Genomic DNA, 15,934 nt, shown 5'->3' on the forward strand with positions numbered 1-15,934 from the left:
GTACTACTTCCTTTCCTGACTTACAAACAAAGAATGACTAGCGGGCGGAGGTGGCGGTGATCGAGCGGGAGCCCCGGCCGACCGCGACCATTCCGGACTGGACCAGTTCACGGATGCCATAGGGCTCCAGCATCCGGAGCAGGGCACCGATCTTGTCCGAGGTCCCGGTGGCTTCGACGGTGAGCGCCTCGGGAGACACGTCCACCACCTTCGCGCGGAACAACTGCACTGTTTCGAGGACCTGGCTGCGCACGGTGTTGTCGGCCCGGACCTTCACGAGCAGCAGTTCACGCTGCACGGCTGTGGACTTTTCCAATTCCACGATCTTGATGACGTTGACCAGCTTGTTGAGCTGTTTGGTCACCTGTTCGAGCGGTAGCTCCTCAACGGCGACCACGATCGTCATCCGGGACACCTCGGGATTCTCCGTGGGTCCGACGGCGAGGGATTCGATGTTGAAACCACGCCGGGAGAACAGTCCGGAAACCCGCGCGAGGACACCGGGCTTGTTCTCGACCAGAACGCTCAGGGTGTGCACGCTCATCGGGCGTCTCCTTCTGTCGCGGCGTTCAGCTCCGCCTCGGCGGCGACTTCGTCGTCGTCGAAGAGCGGGCGGATCCCGCGCACGGCCATGATTTCGTCGTTACCGGTGCCCGCGGCCACCATGGGCCACACCTGGGCATCCTTCCCCACCACGAAATCGATCACGACGGGGCGGTCGTTGATCTCCATGGCACGCCGGATGGTGGCGTCGACGTCCTCCTTGGTCTCGCAGCGGAGCCCGGCGCAGCCGAGCGCCTCCGCGAGGAGGGTGAAGTCGGGGATGCGGTGCTTGTGGGTACCGAGATCGGTGTTGGAGTACCGCTCGGAGTAGAAGAGGTTCTGCCACTGGCGGACCATGCCCAGGTTGCCGTTGTTGATGACGGCGACCTTGATCGGCGCGCCTTCGATGGCGCAGGTGGCCAGTTCCTGGTTGGTCATCTGGAAACAGCCGTCGCCGTCGATGGCCCAGACCTGCTTGTCCGGCACGCCGAACTTGGCGCCCATCGCGGCGGGGACGGCGAAGCCCATCGTGCCGAGGCCGCCGGAGTTGATCCAGGTGCGCGGGTTCTCGTACTTCACGAACTGCGCGGCCCACATCTGGTGCTGGCCGACGCCCGCGGTGTAGACCGCGTCCGGGCCGACGAGCGAACCGATGCGCTCGATGACGTACTGCGGCGAGAGTGTCCCGTCCTCGGGCCATTCGTAACCGGCCGGGTAGTCGTCGCGCCAGGCGCTCGCCTGCGTCCACCAGTCCTTCAGATCCGGTTTCGCGGATTTGTCGGTCTCCGCGCGGACGGCCTCGATCAGCTCGGTGATGATCTCCGCGCAGTCGCCGACGATCGGCACGTCCGCCTTGCGGTTCTTGGAGATCTCGGCCGGGTCGATGTCGGCGTGGACGACGGCGGCGTCGGGCGCGAACGAGGACAGCTGCCCGGTGACGCGGTCGTCGAAGCGGGCGCCGAGGGCGATCAGCAGATCCGCCCGCTGCATCGCGGCGACGGCGGCGACCGAACCGTGCATCCCCGGCATGCCGAGGTGCTGCGGGTGGGAATCGGGGAACGCGCCGCGCGCCATCAGCGTGGTGACGACGGGGATGCCGGTCAGCTCGGCCAGTTCCATCAGCTGCCGCGAGGCGTCGGCCTTGACCACGCCACCGCCGACGTAGAGGACCGGGCGGCGGGACTTGCTGATCAGCCGGGCGGCCTCGCGGACCTGCTTGCCGTGCGGGCGCAGCGTGGGCCGGTACCCCGGCAGCCGCAGCTCCGTCGGCCAGGAGAAGGAGGTCATCTCCTGCAGGACGTCCTTGGGGATGTCCACCAGGACCGGGCCGGGGCGGCCGGTCGAGGCGAGGTGGAAGGCCTCCGCGATGGTGCGCGGGATGTCCGCCGGGTCGGTGACCAGGAAGTTGTGCTTGGTGATCGGCATCGTGATGCCGCAGATGTCGGCTTCCTGGAAGGCGTCCGTGCCGATCAGCGCGCGGGACTGCTGACCGGTGATGGCGACGACCGGCACCGAGTCCATGTTCGCGTCGGCCAGCGGGGTGACCAGGTTGGTCGCGCCGGGACCGGAGGTGGCCATGCACACCCCGACCTTGCCGGTCGCCTGCGCGTACCCGGTGGCGGCGTGGCCGGCGCCCTGTTCGTGACGGACCAGGACGTGGCGGACCTTCGTCGAGTCGAGCAGCGGGTCGTACGCCGGGAGAATGGTGCCGCCGGGAATACCGAACACGACCTCCGCGCCCACCGCCTCGAGCGAGCGGACGAGCGACTGCGCGCCCGTGACCCGCACCGGGGTCCCGGCGGGCGGCGCCGGCTTGGGTCGGGCACCGGAGGTACCGGAGTTCGCTTCAGCTCGCGAGGTGGCACTAGTCATCGCTGTTTGCCTCGTCTTGTCTAGTCACTCGTTCGGGTATTCATTGGCTGGTTCGGCAGTGAAATTGTTCCAGGCAACAAAAAACCCCCGCCGACCGGAGTGGTCGCACGAGGGTCGCGCGTCGACGCAGCGGAGACTTCCCTAAGCGTCGACGCGCTTGGGAAGTACGAGGCCGGTCTGCGTTGTCACGAGAGTGAAGCTAGCCGGTCGCCGTCAAGAGTGTCAACTCTGCGGGACGGCGATTCCGCATGCTGGACACCTCCGGCGCGTGGTGCGACCCGCGTTCGGGGCCCCGAAGGCGGCGGTGCACCATCTTTGACGTGGCAGAAGAAAAGCAGCGGGAACAGGCGAACGAGGACCGCAAGGCCGTCTTCAAAATCCCGAACACGGCATTGCTGGCGATCGCTTTCCTCGTCGTTTGTGTGACGCCTGTCGCGTTCGGCGACGTGCCGTATCTCCAGTGGCTCTACCTCTTCCCGATCGCGCTGGCGGTGTTCGTCATCCGGACCCGCACGACGGCGACGGCCAAGGGGCTGGAAGTACGGACGATGTTCGGGCGGAAAGACCTGCCGTGGACCTCGCTCAAAGGCCTCGCCATCACTGACAAGGCGAAGGTGCAGGCGGTGCTGAAGGACGAGACCAAGGTCGCCCTCCCCGCCGTGCGCACCCGCCATCTTCCGGTGATCTCGCTGGTCAGCGCGGGCCGGATGGCCGATCCGTCCGGGCTGACCGACGACGTGACCGAGGCTCCGGAAAAGCGCGACGATTCCGGGGAGTAGGATTGGTAGGACCAGTTTGGCGCTCGTTCGCCCTGGTCCCCATCCCGAACCTTGGAGTCAGCCGTGCCTCAACTCCGTTCCCGGACCACCACCCACGGCCGCAACGCGGCGGGCGCGCGCTCGCTCTGGCGCGCCACCGGAATGACCGACAGCGACTTCGGCAAGCCGATCGTCGCCATCGCGAACTCCTACACCCAGTTCGTGCCGGGGCACGTGCACCTCAAAAATCTCGGCGAGATCGTGGCGGACGCGGTGAAGGAGGCGGGCGGGGTCGCCCGCGAGTTCCACACGATCGCCGTCGACGACGGGATCGCCATGGGGCACAGCGGAATGCTCTACTCGCTGCCCTCGCGCGAGATCATCGCGGACTCCGTCGAATACATGGTGAACGCGCACCAGGCCGACGCGCTGGTCTGCATCTCCAACTGCGACAAGATCACCCCGGGCATGCTGAACGCCGCCATGCGGCTGAACATCCCGGTGGTGTTCGTCTCGGGTGGGCCGATGGAGGCCGGGAAGGCCGTGGTCGTCGGCGGGGTCGCGCAGGCGCCGACCGACCTCATCACCGCGATCGCGGCTTCGGCCAGCAGCGAGGTCGACGAGGACGGACTGTCCATTGTGGAGCGCTCGGCCTGCCCGACCTGTGGTTCGTGCTCGGGCATGTTCACCGCGAACTCGATGAACTGCCTCACCGAGGCGCTCGGGCTCTCTCTGCCGGGCAACGGCTCCACCCTCGCCACGCACGCCGCCCGCAGGGCGCTCTTCGAGGACGCCGGGCGCACGGTCGTCGAGCTGTGCAAGCGCTGGTACGAGCAGGACGACGAGTCCGTGCTCCCGCGCTCGATCGCGTCGAAGAAGGCTTTCGAGAACGCGATGGCCCTCGACATGGCGATGGGCGGTTCGACCAACACGGTGCTGCACATCCTCGCCGCCGCGCAGGAGGGCGAGGTCGACTTCACCATCGACGACATCGACGCCATCGGCCGCCGCGTGCCGTGCCTGTCGAAGGTCGCGCCGAACTCGGACTACCACATGGAGGACGTCCACCGCGCCGGCGGAATCCCGGCGATCCTCGGCGAGCTGTACCGAGGCGGGCTGCTGAACACCGACGTCCACTCCGTGCACTCACCGGATCTGGAGTCGTGGCTGTCCACTTGGGACATCCGGGCGAAGGAGCCGTCGGAGCGGGCGATCGAGCTTTTCCACGCCGCTCCGGGCGGAGTCCGCACCACCGAGGCGTTCTCCACCGAGAACCGTTGGTCCTCTTTGGACACCGACGCCGTCGGCGGCTGCATCCACGACGTCGAGCACGCCTACACCAAGGACGGCGGGCTCGCGATCCTGCGCGGCAACCTCGCCGAGAACGGCGCCGTCATCAAGTCGGCGGGCATCGACGAGGAGCTGTGGCATTTCGAGGGCCCGGCGCGGGTGCTGGAAAGCCAGGAGGAGGCGGTTTCGGCCATCCTCAAGAAGGAGATCCAGCCCGGTGAGGTGCTGGTGATCCGCTACGAAGGCCCGGCGGGCGGCCCGGGGATGCAGGAGATGCTGCACCCGACGGCGTTCCTCAAGGGCTCGGGGCTGGGCAAGAAGTGCGCGCTGATCACCGACGGCCGGTTCTCCGGCGGCTCGTCGGGCATCTCGGTCGGGCACATCTCGCCCGAGGCCGCCGCGGGCGGGGCGATCGGCCTGGTCCAGAACGGCGACCGGATCCTGCTCGACGTCCACGAGCGGCGGCTGGAACTGCTCGTCGACGAGGACGTGCTCGCCGAGCGGCGCGCGAAGATGGAGGCGAGCGAGCGGCCGTGGCAGCCGGTCTCGCGGGACCGGAAGATCACCGCCGCGCTGCGGGCCTACGCGCGGATGGCGACTTCGGCCGACACCGGCGCCGTCCGCGACCCGAACAAGTAGCACGCATTCAGAGGACTAAATGCGCAACGAGCGCATTTAGTCCTCTGACTGCGGGTGGTCAGCGGCAGAGGACGATCACCACGACCGAGGCGGCCGCGGCCAGCAGCAACCCGATCAGCCCGAACGAGAGCGGCCGCTTCCGCCACGGGGTGTTGACGTCCAGCGCGATCCGCCCGGAGCCCGCGAGCAGGACGGTCAGCGAAGCCGCGGCCAGCAGGAGCTCGAACTCGAAGCCCTGCCCCTGCTTCTGGAAGAACCCGCCGCCGAACTTCACGTAGACGATGTTCGCGCAGACGCCGAGCAGCGCGGCGGCGCCGATCGGGGTGAACAGGCCCACCAGCACGAGCGCGCCGCCGACCACCTCGCTGATCCCGGTGATCCACGAGAGCAGCGTGGTCTGGCTGGTGTAGCCGAGCTCGCCGAGTGCCCTGGCGAAGCCGCCGACCCCCGGGCCGCCGAAGGCGCCGAAGAGGTGCTGGAGCCCGTGCGCGCCCATCGTCACGCCGAGCACCACCCGCAGGACGAGCAGACCGAGATCGATCCCGCCCCTGGTCTCCGCCGGGCCGGGGCCACGGTCGGCGTCGGCCACGTCCGAGATCATGCTGGTCTGATAGTCATCGCTCACGCGCGAAGGGTAGGGGAAACCGGCCCGTCAGGCGACCGAACCGCCGGACCTCGCCGTGTCGAAACGGACATCTCGCGTGATTGAACGGACGACACGCGTGATCGGACGGACGACACGGCAACAAAACCGACCTCGAGGTGTGTCGTCCATCCAGTCACGCGAGCCGTCCATCTGGACACGCGTGTCGTCCGTCCAGTCACGCGTGTCCTCCGTGACGGCTCAGAACAAGGTCGCGGGCTCGACCGGTTCGGGCTCCGGCAGCGGGTCGAGACCGGGCACCAGGGCGCGCACGTCGTCGTGGAAGCGGCGGGCGAGCGCCGGTGCGTCGTCGTTGTCGGGGGTGTGCACGAAGACCGTCGGCGAACGGCCCTCCCGCAGCCATCCGGCGACCACCTCGGTCCACGGCCGCCATCCCTCGACGGTCACCTCGGTCGCGTCACGGCCCAGATAGCGGACGATCGGCCGGTCGGTCAGCGCCCGCGTCCGCCGCGGCAGCCGCGGTTTCTTCGCCCAGGCATCCTGTTCGGCTTCGCTGATCGGCGGGCTCGCGAAGAAGACCTCGGTGTCGAACGGCACCCACTCGGCACCCGCGTCGGTCAGTGCCGACTCCAGCAGCGCCGTCGCGCGGGTGTCGCTGTAAAACGCGGGATGACGCACCTCCACGGCGCGTCGGAGACCGGCGGGGAGACGGCGCAGGAAGCGGCCGAGGGCGTCGACGTCCGGCGGGCCGAACGAGGCGGGCAGCTGGGTCCACAGGACCGCCCGCTCGCCGAGGGGTTCGATCGCGTCCAGGAACGCCCGCATCTCGGTCTCGACCCCGGCGAGCCGTTTCTCGTGCGTGACGACCTTGGGCAGCTTGACCACGAACCGGAAGCCGGGTCCGGTCTGCCGCGCCCACGTCTCGACGGTTTCCCTGGCGGGGGTCGCGTAGAAGGTCGTGTTGCCCTCGACCGCGTTGCACCAGCCGGCGTACGCCCGCAGGCGCTCCCCCGCGGGCAGCGACCGCGGCAGGAACCGGCCCGCCCACGCCTTGTGCGTCCACATCGCGCAGCCGACATGAAGATTCGCCACGATGCTCAGTATTCGCCGTGGACCAGGTTCTTCGGCAGCTCCCCGCCCAGATAGTGGCTCAACTCCCGCACCACCACCGCGTAGGCACGCTGCCGCCGCCCGCTCACCGCGCCCGCGACGTGCGGTGTCAGCAGCAGTCCCGGCACGTCCCACAGCGGATGCCCCTCGGGCAGCGGCTCCGGGTCGGTGACGTCGAGGGCGGCGCGCAGCCGTCCCGACGCGAGTTCCGCGACGAGCGCGGCGGTGTCCACCACCGGACCCCGCGACACGTTGACGAGGATCGCGTCGTCCGGCATCGCGGCCAGGAACTCCGCGTCGACCATGCCCCGCGTATGCGGCGTGAGCGGCACCATCAGGACGGTGATGTCGTGTTCGGGCAGCAGGCCGGGGAGTTCGTCGTTGCCGTGCACGCCCTCACGGGCCGTCGCGCCCACCATCGTGCAGCGCACGTCGAACGTCTCCAGCCGACGGCGCAGATGCCTGCCGAGGTCACCCGCGCCGACGATGAGTGCCCGTTTGCCCTGCAGGGTGTCGGTGATCCGGCGTTCCCAGTGCTTCCGCCGGTGGCCGTCGGCGAAACCATCGAGATCCCGGTAGATGGTCAAGAGGACCGCGACGACCCACTCGGCCGAGCTTCCGCCGTGCGCGCCACGACAGGTCGAGAGCAGCACGCCGTCCGGCACCTTGCCCACCCACTCCTCGGCGCCCGCCGCCAGCAGCTGCACGAGTTTGACGTTCGGCAGTTCGCGCCAGAGTTCCTCGCTGGGCCCCTCACCGGTAACGAGGACCTCGGCCTCGGCGGCTTCGGCGGGCACCGGCTCCCCGCGGCGGTACACCACCGCACGCACGCCCTCGATCTCCGAAAGCGCGGCCACTCCCTCTTCGTCGGGCACGAGAACGGTCACAGTCATGATCGCCACGGTATCGAGCACCGCTTACCCGTGGCTCACGTACGCCCACCTAGGCTGGGCCCGTGCGTACCCGGTACCGGCGGAAATGGACCGCGCCGCTGGCCATGCTGGCCTGCGGCGCGCTGATGCTCTCCGGTTGCGCCGAATTCGACAACACGGCCGCCGGGCAGAAGTTCACCCCGGTCAACCCGCCGTCCCCCGAGGTCCCGCCGCAGGTCGGGCCGGGCGGTGAAGCGGGTGAAGCAGGCCCCGGCCGGGGAAACGGGCCGAACCAGGCGCCGACGCCGGTCCCGCCGCCGCAGGGCTGCAAGGACTTCGACAAGGCCGTCATCGCGACCTGCCTGGACACCGTCGCCGCCGTGGCCGCGATCCCCGGTGACGGCAGCGCCCCCAGCGCGCTCGCCGGGGAACGCAAGAGCGGCCGGATCCTGCTCGCCGCCGCGGAGAAGGACCCGGCCGCCTGGGCGACCGTTCCCGTGGACGGCTCCGGCGACGGCGGCCTCACCTCGCTCGCCCTCTCCCCCGGCTTCGCCGAAGACCAGCTCGTCTTCGCCTACATCACCACGCCGACCGACAACCGGGTCGTCCGCCTGGCGAAGGGCCAGGCGCCGAAACCGGTGCTGACCGGGATTCCCAAGGGGGCCACCGGCAACCGCGGCGCGATCGGCACGGACGCCAAGGGTGCCCTCCTGGTCGCCACCGGCGACGCGGGCAACCCCGGGCTCGCGGCCGATCCGGCGTCGCTGGCCGGGAAGGTGCTGCGCATCGACACCTCCGGCAAACCGGCGCCGGGCAATCCCACGGCGGGCTCGGCGGTCTTCGCGACCGGCGTGCACTCCCCCGGCGGGATCTGCCGCGACCAGGCCGGTTCCCGTGTGTGGCTCACCGACCGGCTGGCCGACAAGGACGTCCTGTACCGGCTTCGCGGCGGCCAGCCGCTGACCACCCCGGCCTGGAGCTGGACCGACAAACCCGGTGTGGCGGGCTGCGCCGATTTCGTCGGTACCACCGGATACCTCTCCATCACCACGTCCATCGCGGGCAACCTGCAGAACCTGCCGGTCACCCCGGACGGAGCGGTGACCGGCAAGCCCAGCGTCGCCATGGACGGCAAGGTCGGCAAGCCGCCGAAGACCTTCGGCAGGATGTCCGCGATGAGCATGATCAACCCGCAGATCGCGGTCGCCGGGACGATCAACAAGGACGGCGGTTCGCCGGTTTCGAGCGACGACCGCGTCGTCATCATCACGCCGTCGGCCAGCTCCGGCGGAGGCGGCAAGGACTGAGCGGTCCTTACCTCGACGGCCGCGGGTGGGGCGCCGGTGCGAACCGCGTGAACGACGGCGGCATCGGCTTTTCCTTGCCGTCCGGGTCGAAAAGCTCCGGCACGAGGCGGTAGCCGTCGCCCAGCGCGTTCGCGGCGGCGGTGAGCCGGTGCGGTTCGGTGGACGGCCAGCGGCCGGTGTCCACACGGGACAGCAGGGTGCGCAGCAGGACGATCTCCTCGGCCGCGTTGAACGAACAGTGACCGCCCCGGTTCACGTAGGTCTGCCGCAGCAGCGCGGGATCGCCGTTGCGCCGGACCTGGTCGCCGTACCACCGGGCCTGCCCCGCGACGGCGCCGCCGTCACCGGTGGTGTGCGTGGTCAGCACGGGCGACGGCGTCGTGCCGCGCGCCACGGTGTAGTGCCGCATGTAGGCCTCGGCCTTCGGATCCGCCGAAATCCGCGGGGCCTCGGCGAGCCGGTCGAGGTCGGCTTCCAGATCCACGCCGCCCGTCCGGTAGGCCTGCCGGACCAGGTCGAGACCGGTGGACCGGGCGAGCTGACGCCGATAGTCGATCCCGACGTTGGACGACGGGTTTCCACCGGCCCGGCGCTCGATTTCGGGACGCGCATCGGGCCCATAGCCGTACAGGTAGGCACCGGCGACCCACATCGCCTGGTGGGCGAGGCGGTCGGCGAGGGCCGTCGGCTCCGGTTCGTGCGCGAGTGCCCAGCCGGGGATGGTGCCCAGCGCGCCTGCCAGCGCGATCCGCGCCCGGCCCGCGTCGGTCTTCTGCGCTTCGGCGACGGCGGCTTCGAGTGCCGCCTTCGATGCCGCCGGATCACGAGGCCGGACCAGGTCGATGTCCGCGTCCGGCGCCAGCAGCGTCTTGAGCGCGAAGAGCATGTCCAGCGCGCTGTTCCACGTGCCGTGCGCGTCGTACTCGCCGCACTGCGCCAGGACACCGTCGAACCGGCCCGGGTTGTTCTCGGCCAGCTTCAAGGAGATCACGGCGCCCATGGACATTCCGCTGGTGACGGTCCGCCGCGGTTCACCCACGTTGGCCTCGAACCAGTCCAGTAGCGCGATCTGATCGGTCAAGGCTTCTTCGATGGCGTGCCCGAAGGTGCCCTTGTAGTTCGACGCGGCCAGCGCGTAACCCTGATCGAGCAACCAAGCCTCGGTCTCGGGTCTGGTGGACAACATGATCTGCTTCGGCGCCCATGGGTCCACATAGAGCCCGTGGCTGTAGAGCACCAGCGTGCCGTTCCAGCGTTTCGGCACTTTGACCAGGTAGTCGGCTCCGTCGATGGTGCCTTCGTAAATACGCGCGCGCCCTTCGGCGGCCGCCGGCGCGGCGGTGAACAGCGTGCCGAGAAGGACCGCGACGAGCACGGTGACGAGTGTCCTGCGTGAAGTGGTCATGCAGAACAAAATAGGTGACCAAATGGTCACATGTCAATGCGGTACTCCGTCCGCCTCCCGCACATCCCGTAGCTGTCTTCTCCGGACGGACCGGCGACCCGGACGCCGGAGTGCTCCAAGTGGCTCGCGTCGCCGCTCGCGAGTGCCCTCAAGTGCTCGCCGGTCAGCTCGGCGGCGGCCAGCGCCCCGGTCCGCCAGCGCGGGAGCCAGGCCTCGACCTTCGGCGCGACCAGCGCGGCGGCCGCGCGATGAAAGTCCCGCAGCGGCCCGGGATCCCCCGCGGCGAGCGCGTCGCGGATCGGCAGATAGCCCTCGATCGCGAGATCACGGCGACGGCGGGCCGCGTCGTCGTCCGCGGGCATCGCGGCGGCCTCCGCGTACGCGTCCGCGTCGGCGAGGACCGGCGGCGGGAAGGTGAAGACCGCGTCGCCCGCTTCGGGCAGCCCGCTGTTCTGCATGAGCACGGTGATCCGCAGGTCGTCGCGTTGCACCATCCGATGGACCGTGCCGGGCGCGAACCACGCGACGACACCGGGTTCGAGTTCGGTCTCCCGGTAGCCGCCGACGTCGAGTGTCTGTACCGCGCCGCGTCCGCCGGTGACGACGTAGGCCTCGGTACAGGCGAGATGCAGATGCGGGCTGCCGCCGCACACCCCGTCCGCGGCTTCCCATTCGTAGGCGCACAGATGGGAAAGCCCGATACCGCCAGGAAGCGGGAACACGATGATCTCCTCGGTGAAAGCGCTTTCTCAACCCGCATTCAGAGGACTAAATGCGGGAGGGGGGGGAATTCAGGGGCGACGGGTGCGGGTCTCGGAACGCAGGCGCCGGACGTCGAAGAACGCCACGACGACGGAGACCACGGCGGCCACCAGGCCGAGATAACGACCGAGACCGGTCCCGATCTCGATGCCGGCGGCGGAGAGGATCCCGCGCTGGTCGGCGTCGAACTGCCAGTCGAGGGTGGTCCAGCCGAGCACCATCAGCAGCAACGCGCCGATGGCCGCCATCAGCCACAGATGCGGCAGGCCCGCCCTGCGGACGGCGTCGACGCGGCCGAACAGCACGACCGCGAGGCCGGGAAGGAACAGGAGGAAGAGCGGTGCCCAGGCGAGGAAGCCCGAACGCCACGCGTCACGCGTGACGTCGGTGGCGGGCAACGTCTTCAGCACGTCTTCGATTTCCGGGCGCGAGGCGGTCAGCGTCGTCCACGGAAGGAACAAGGCCACCAGCGCGAGCAGCCCGGCCGCGAGGCCGAGCCACTCACGCCAGGTGACCTTCTTCAAAGCGAGATCAGGCACCGACTCGCTCGACGATCAGTTCGCGCACGCGTTTGGCGTCGGCCTGGCCCTTGGTGGCCTTCATGACCGCGCCGACGATCGCCCCGGCCGCGGCCACCTTGCCGCCGCGGATCTTCTCGGCGACGTCGGGCTGCGCGGCCAGCGCCTCGTCGACCGCCGCGATGAGCGCGGAGTCGTCGGAGACGACCTTCAGGCCGCGCTTCTCTACGACCTCGGACGGCGAACCCTCGCCGGCGAGAACGCCCTGCACGACCTCCTTGGCCAGCTTGTTGGTCAGCTCACCGGCGTTGACCAGCGCGATGACCTCGGCCAGCTGAGCCGGGGTGATCGCCAGCTCGGCCAGCTCGATCTCGCGGGAGTTGGCCTCCTGCGCCAGCGTGTTGACCCACCAGCTGCGGGCCTCGTCCGGCGTCGCGCCCGCCTCGACGGTCGCGGCGACCAGGTCGACCGCGCCGACGTTGAGCAGGTCGCGCAGCGCCTCGTCGGTCAGGTTCCACTCCTGCTGGATGCGCTTGCGGCGCTCCGACGGCATCTCCGGCAGCGTCTTGCGCAGCTCCTCGACCCATTCGCGCGACGGCGCGATCGGGACCAGGTCGGGCTCCGGGAAGTACCGGTAGTCCTCGGCGGTCTCCTTGGTGCGGCCCGAAGACGTGGTGCCGTCGGCCTCCTGGAAGTGCCGCGTCTCCTGCTTGATGGAACCGCCCTCGGCGAGGATCGCCGCCTGGCGGGTCATCTCGTAGCGCACGGCGCGCTCGACGCTGCGCAGCGAGTTGACGTTCTTGGTCTCGGTGCGCGTGCCGAATTCGGTCGCGTCCTTGGCCATCAGCGAAACGTTCGCGTCGCAGCGCAGGGAACCCTGGTCCATGCGGACGTCGGAAACGTCCAGCGCGCGCAGCAGATCCCGCAGGGCGCTCACGTACGCGCGGGCGACCTCGGGGGCGCGGCCGCCGGTGTGCTCGATCGGCTTGGTGACGATCTCGATCAGCGGCACGCCGGCGCGGTTGTAGTCGAGCAGCGAGTGCTCGGCGCCGTGGATCCGCCCGGTGGCGCCACCGACGTGCAGCGACTTGCCGGTGTCCTCCTCCATGTGCGCGCGCTCGATCTCCACCCGCACGACCTCGCCGTCGTCCAGCGTCACGTCGAGGTAGCCGTTGAAGGCGATCGGCTCGTCGTACTGCGAGGTCTGGAAGTTCTTCGGCATGTCCGGGTAGAAGTAGTTCTTCCGGGCGAACCGGCACCACTCGGCGATCTCGCAGTTGAGCGCGAGGCCGATGCGGATCGCGCCTTCGACCGCCTTGCCGTTCACGACCGGCAGCGAACCGGGCAGGCCGAGGCAGGTCGGGCACACCTTGGTGTTGGGCTCGCCGCCGAACTCGTTGGCGCAGCCGCAGAACATCTTGGTGTTCGTGTTCAGCTCGACGTGCACCTCGAGGCCCAGCACCGGGTCGAACCGCTCGATGACGTCGGCGTAGTCCATGAGTTCCACCACGGCGGTCACTTCTTTCCTCCCAGCTCCGGAACCTCGTGCACCAGCGAGCCACCGTTGGCGGCGTCGCGCGCGACCTCGTAGGCGGCGCCGACGCGGTACAGCCGGTCGTCGGCCATCGCCGGGGCCATGATCTGCAGGCCGACCGGCAGGCCGTCCTCATGCGACAGTCCACTCGGGACACTCATCGCGGCGTTGCCGGCGAGGTTCGACGGGATGGTGCAGAGGTCCGCCAGGTACATCGCCATCGGGTCGTCGACGCGCTCGCCGATCTTGAACGCCGTGGTCGGCGTGGTCGGCGAGACCAGCACGTCCACCTTTTCGTACGCGGCTTCGAAGTCGCGGGTGATGAGCGTGCGGACCTTCTGCGCCGAGCCGTAGTACGCGTCGTAGTAGCCCGACGAAAGCGCGTACGTGCCGAGCATGATGCGGCGCTTGACCTCGGGACCGAAGCCCTTCTCGCGGGTCAGCGACATGACCTCTTCGGCGCTGTGCGCGCCGTCGTCGGACACGCGCAGGCCGTAGCGCATGGCGTCGAACCGGGCGAGGTTCGACGAGCACTCGCTCGGCGCGATCAGGTAGTACGCGGGCAGCGCGTAAATGAAGTTCGGGCACGAGACCTCGACGACCTCGGCGCCGAGCGCGCGCAGCTGCTCGACGGCGGCCTCGAACGACCGCAGCACACCCGGCTGGTAGCCGTCGCCGGCGAATTCCTTCACCACGCCGACACGGACGCCCTTGAGGTCACCGGTCAGGCCCTGGCGGGCCGCGGCGACCACCGGCGGGACCGGCGCGTCGATCGAGGTCGAGTCCATCGGGTCGTACCCGGCGATGACCTCGTGCAGCAGGGCGGCGTCGAGCACCGTCCGCGCGCAGGGACCGGCCTGGTCGAGCGATGAGGAGAAGGCGACGAGACCGTAGCGGGAGACACCGCCGTACGTCGGCTTCACGCCGACGGTGCCGGTGACCGCGCCGGGCTGGCGGATCGAGCCGCCGGTGTCGGTGCCGATCGCGATCGCGGCCTCGAACGCCGCGATGGACGCCGAGGAGCCGCCGCCGGAACCACCCGGGATGCGGGCGTGGTCCCACGGGTTGTGGGTCGGGCCGAACGCGGAGTTCTCCGTGGAGGAACCCATCGCGAACTCGTCCATGTTGGTCTTGCCGAGCACCACGACACCGGCCTCGCGCAGCTTGCGCGTCACGGTGGCGTCGTACGGCGGGAGCCAGTTCTCCAGGGTCTTCGAACCGACCGTGGTCGGGATGCCCTTGGTGGTCAGCACGTCCTTGAGCGCCAGCGGGACACCGGCGAGCGCCGACTTCGGCGCGTTGCCCTCGGCGACGTCGGCGTCCACCGCGCGGGCGGCTTCGAGCGCGCCCTCGGTGTCGACGTGCAGGAACGCGTGGATGTGGTCGTCGACCTCGGCGATCCGGTCCAGGTGGGCCTGCGTGACCTCGACGGCCGAGACCTCGCGGGACTGGATCTTCTCCGCCAGCTCGGCGGCGGTGAGCTTGATGAGTTCGGTCACTGTTCTTCTCCCAGAATCCGCGGCACCCGGAAACGACCCTCTTCGCTGGCCGGCGCACCGGCCAGCGCCTGCTGCTGGGTCAGCCCCGGTCGGACCGTGTCCTCACGGAACACGTTGGTCAGCGGCACGGCGTGCGACGTGGGCGGGACATCCTCGCCTGCGACCTCGCTCACCTTGGCCACCGAGTCCAGGATCTGGTCGAGCTGGCCTGCGAAGACGTCCAGCTCCTCTTCGGTGACGGCAAGCCTGGCCAGCTTGGCGAGGTGTGCGACCTCGTCGCGGGAAATGTTGGGCACGCGGGTGACTCCCGGGGTGTGCTGTGCGGGTTCTGTCGGAAGCTGCAAGTCTATGGTGGCGGCGTCGGCGGACTCGACTGGGTTATGCCGCGGCCTGCGCTCCCATGTCGGGTAAGGAGTGCCTGGTTCGTTATCCCGCGCCCCGGACGTCGGTCCCCATTACCTCGTCCGGTCTGTCACAATCGGCGCCCGGCGTAGCGCGTTCCACGGCGAGGCTGGGACGCCTGAGGCGAGAGGGGCGCGTGTGTCGTTCCTGATCCGGGTCCAGTTACCGGACACCCCGGGGACCCTCGGCGCGGTCGCCACCGCGCTCGGCACCGTCGGCGCCGACATCCTGAGCGTGGACGTCGTCGAACGGGGCGGCGGTGTCGCCATCGACGACCTCGTCGTCGAAATCCCCTCCGGCAGGCTGCCGGACGCGCTGATCACCGCCGCCGAAAGCGTCGACGGGGTCGAGGTCGACGCCGTCCGGCCGTACGCCGGGGTGCTGGACACCCATCGTGAGCTCGAACTGGTCGAGGAGATCGCCGCGAAGCCCGCTTCGGGGCTGGAGATCCTCGCCGAGGGGGTGCCGCGGATCATCCGGGCGGGCTGGGCCGTCGTCGTCGAACACGCCGAAGCGGGCGCGATCCGGCTTGCGTCGTCCAACGCCGCGCCCGAGACGCCGATCACCGACCTGCCGTGGCTGCCGCTGGAACGCGCCACCATCCTCGACGCCGAGGAGGCCTGGGTGCCGGAGACGTGGAAGGAACTGGGGACCGAACTCGCGGCGACTCCGCTGGGGAAGCCGGGTAAGGCGCTGCTGGTCGCGCGGCCGGGCGGGCCGAACTTCCGGGCCGCCGAGGTGGCGCGGCTGGCGCACTTCGCCGGCATCGTCGCCGTCGTACTGGACAGCTGACCTTAGGCATTTCGTCCTCTGAATGCG

The 15,934-nt window shown here is 69.6% G+C and carries 15 protein-coding genes; 4 read left to right on the top strand and 11 right to left on the bottom strand.

The window, feature by feature from the left end; genetic code table 11:
- Window positions 1-37: 37 nt before the first annotated feature.
- Window positions 38-544: an acetolactate synthase small subunit gene (ilvN, locus tag DMC61_RS12730; protein WP_005162051.1), complete on the bottom strand. Its 507-nt coding sequence runs from the start codon at window positions 542-544 to the stop codon at window positions 38-40.
- Window positions 541-2,415 carry an acetolactate synthase large subunit gene (locus DMC61_RS12735; protein ID WP_125689461.1) on the bottom strand — a complete coding sequence of 625 codons (1,875 nt, stop codon included), beginning with the start codon at window positions 2,413-2,415 and terminating at the stop codon, window positions 541-543. The genes ilvN and DMC61_RS12735 overlap by 4 nt, the downstream gene beginning before the upstream one ends.
- A 320-nt stretch (window positions 2,416-2,735) precedes the next feature.
- Between DMC61_RS12735 and DMC61_RS12740 the strand changes: the two genes are divergently transcribed.
- Both DMC61_RS12740 and ilvD read left to right on the top strand, forming a co-directional pair.
- Window positions 2,736-3,194, top strand: coding sequence for a PH domain-containing protein (locus tag DMC61_RS12740; RefSeq protein WP_016336539.1), 459 nt, complete (start codon window positions 2,736-2,738; stop codon window positions 3,192-3,194).
- Between the two features lie 63 nt (window positions 3,195-3,257).
- Window positions 3,258-5,102 carry a dihydroxy-acid dehydratase gene (gene ilvD, locus DMC61_RS12745; protein WP_125689462.1) on the top strand — a complete coding sequence of 615 codons (1,845 nt, stop codon included), beginning with the start codon at window positions 3,258-3,260 and terminating at the stop codon, window positions 5,100-5,102.
- Between the two features lie 58 nt (window positions 5,103-5,160).
- Here ilvD and DMC61_RS12750 read toward each other — a convergent pair whose 3' ends face one another.
- The 3 genes from DMC61_RS12750 to DMC61_RS12760 form a co-directional block, all read right to left on the bottom strand.
- On the bottom strand, window positions 5,161-5,703 hold the full coding sequence (locus DMC61_RS12750; protein ID WP_125689934.1) for a DoxX family protein: 543 nt from the start codon (window positions 5,701-5,703) through the stop codon (window positions 5,161-5,163).
- Between the two features lie 243 nt (window positions 5,704-5,946).
- A complete protein-coding gene (locus DMC61_RS12755) occupies window positions 5,947-6,771 on the bottom strand; it encodes a DUF72 domain-containing protein (protein ID WP_125689935.1) in 825 nt (274 codons plus the stop codon).
- A gap of 32 nt (window positions 6,772-6,803) precedes the next feature.
- On the bottom strand, window positions 6,804-7,709 hold the full coding sequence (locus tag DMC61_RS12760; protein ID WP_125689463.1) for a 2-hydroxyacid dehydrogenase: 906 nt from the start codon (window positions 7,707-7,709) through the stop codon (window positions 6,804-6,806).
- Between the two features lie 62 nt (window positions 7,710-7,771).
- Here DMC61_RS12760 and DMC61_RS12765 point away from each other — a divergent pair, with 62 nt between their 5' ends.
- The gene (locus DMC61_RS12765) at window positions 7,772-8,995 is read left to right on the top strand and encodes a sorbosone dehydrogenase family protein (protein WP_125689464.1); all 1,224 of its coding nucleotides are present in this window, start codon (window positions 7,772-7,774) and stop codon (window positions 8,993-8,995) included.
- 7 nt (window positions 8,996-9,002) lie between these two features.
- Here DMC61_RS12765 and DMC61_RS12770 read toward each other — a convergent pair whose 3' ends face one another.
- The 6 genes from DMC61_RS12770 to gatC form a co-directional block, all read right to left on the bottom strand.
- The gene (locus tag DMC61_RS12770) at window positions 9,003-10,400 is read right to left on the bottom strand and encodes a DUF6351 family protein (RefSeq protein WP_125689465.1); all 1,398 of its coding nucleotides are present in this window, start codon (window positions 10,398-10,400) and stop codon (window positions 9,003-9,005) included.
- Window positions 10,401-10,426: 26 nt separating this feature from the next.
- Window positions 10,427-11,122 carry a cupin gene (locus DMC61_RS12775; RefSeq protein WP_370456403.1) on the bottom strand — a complete coding sequence of 232 codons (696 nt, stop codon included), beginning with the start codon at window positions 11,120-11,122 and terminating at the stop codon, window positions 10,427-10,429.
- Window positions 11,123-11,191: 69 nt separating this feature from the next.
- Entirely contained in the window at window positions 11,192-11,701 is a 510-nt protein-coding gene (locus tag DMC61_RS12780; RefSeq protein WP_125689467.1) for a hypothetical protein, read from the bottom strand.
- Window positions 11,694-13,199, bottom strand: a complete 1,506-nt coding sequence (gene gatB / locus DMC61_RS12785) for an Asp-tRNA(Asn)/Glu-tRNA(Gln) amidotransferase subunit GatB (protein ID WP_125689468.1) — start codon at window positions 13,197-13,199, stop codon at window positions 11,694-11,696. Before gatB ends, DMC61_RS12780 begins: the two co-directional genes overlap by 8 nt.
- Complete coding sequence (gatA, locus tag DMC61_RS12790) at window positions 13,196-14,713, bottom strand: Asp-tRNA(Asn)/Glu-tRNA(Gln) amidotransferase subunit GatA (RefSeq protein ID WP_125689469.1); 1,518 nt, start codon at window positions 14,711-14,713, stop codon at window positions 13,196-13,198. Before gatA ends, gatB begins: the two co-directional genes overlap by 4 nt.
- Window positions 14,710-15,009, bottom strand: coding sequence for an Asp-tRNA(Asn)/Glu-tRNA(Gln) amidotransferase subunit GatC (gene gatC / locus DMC61_RS12795; RefSeq protein WP_005162012.1), 300 nt, complete (start codon window positions 15,007-15,009; stop codon window positions 14,710-14,712). Before gatC ends, gatA begins: the two co-directional genes overlap by 4 nt.
- 244 nt (window positions 15,010-15,253) lie before the next feature.
- Here gatC and DMC61_RS12800 point away from each other — a divergent pair, with 244 nt between their 5' ends.
- A complete protein-coding gene (locus DMC61_RS12800; protein WP_037341914.1) occupies window positions 15,254-15,907 on the top strand; it encodes an amino acid-binding protein in 654 nt (217 codons plus the stop codon).
- Window positions 15,908-15,934: the final 27 nt, after the last annotated feature.

It is taken from the genome of Amycolatopsis sp. WAC 04169 (assembly GCF_003947535.1).
GTDB lineage: Bacteria > Actinomycetota > Actinomycetes > Mycobacteriales > Pseudonocardiaceae > Amycolatopsis > Amycolatopsis keratiniphila.

What these genes read in the sequence shown, in the direction of transcription:
- DMC61_RS12770 (WP_125689465.1), bottom strand. Translation starts at nt 10,400, where the DNA reads ATGACCACTTCACGCAGGACACTCGTCACCGTGCTCGTCGCGGTCCTT.
- DMC61_RS12760 (WP_125689463.1), bottom strand. Translation starts at nt 7,709, where the DNA reads ATGACTGTGACCGTTCTCGTGCCCGACGAAGAGGGAGTGGCCGCGCTT.
- DMC61_RS12750 (WP_125689934.1), bottom strand. Translation starts at nt 5,703, where the DNA reads ATGATCTCGGACGTGGCCGACGCCGACCGTGGCCCCGGCCCGGCGGAG.
- ilvN (WP_005162051.1), bottom strand. Translation starts at nt 544, where the DNA reads ATGAGCGTGCACACCCTGAGCGTTCTGGTCGAGAACAAGCCCGGTGTC.
- DMC61_RS12755 (WP_125689935.1), bottom strand. Translation starts at nt 6,771, where the DNA reads ATGTGGACGCACAAGGCGTGGGCGGGCCGGTTCCTGCCGCGGTCGCTG.
- DMC61_RS12735 (WP_125689461.1), bottom strand. Translation starts at nt 2,415, where the DNA reads ATGACTAGTGCCACCTCGCGAGCTGAAGCGAACTCCGGTACCTCCGGT.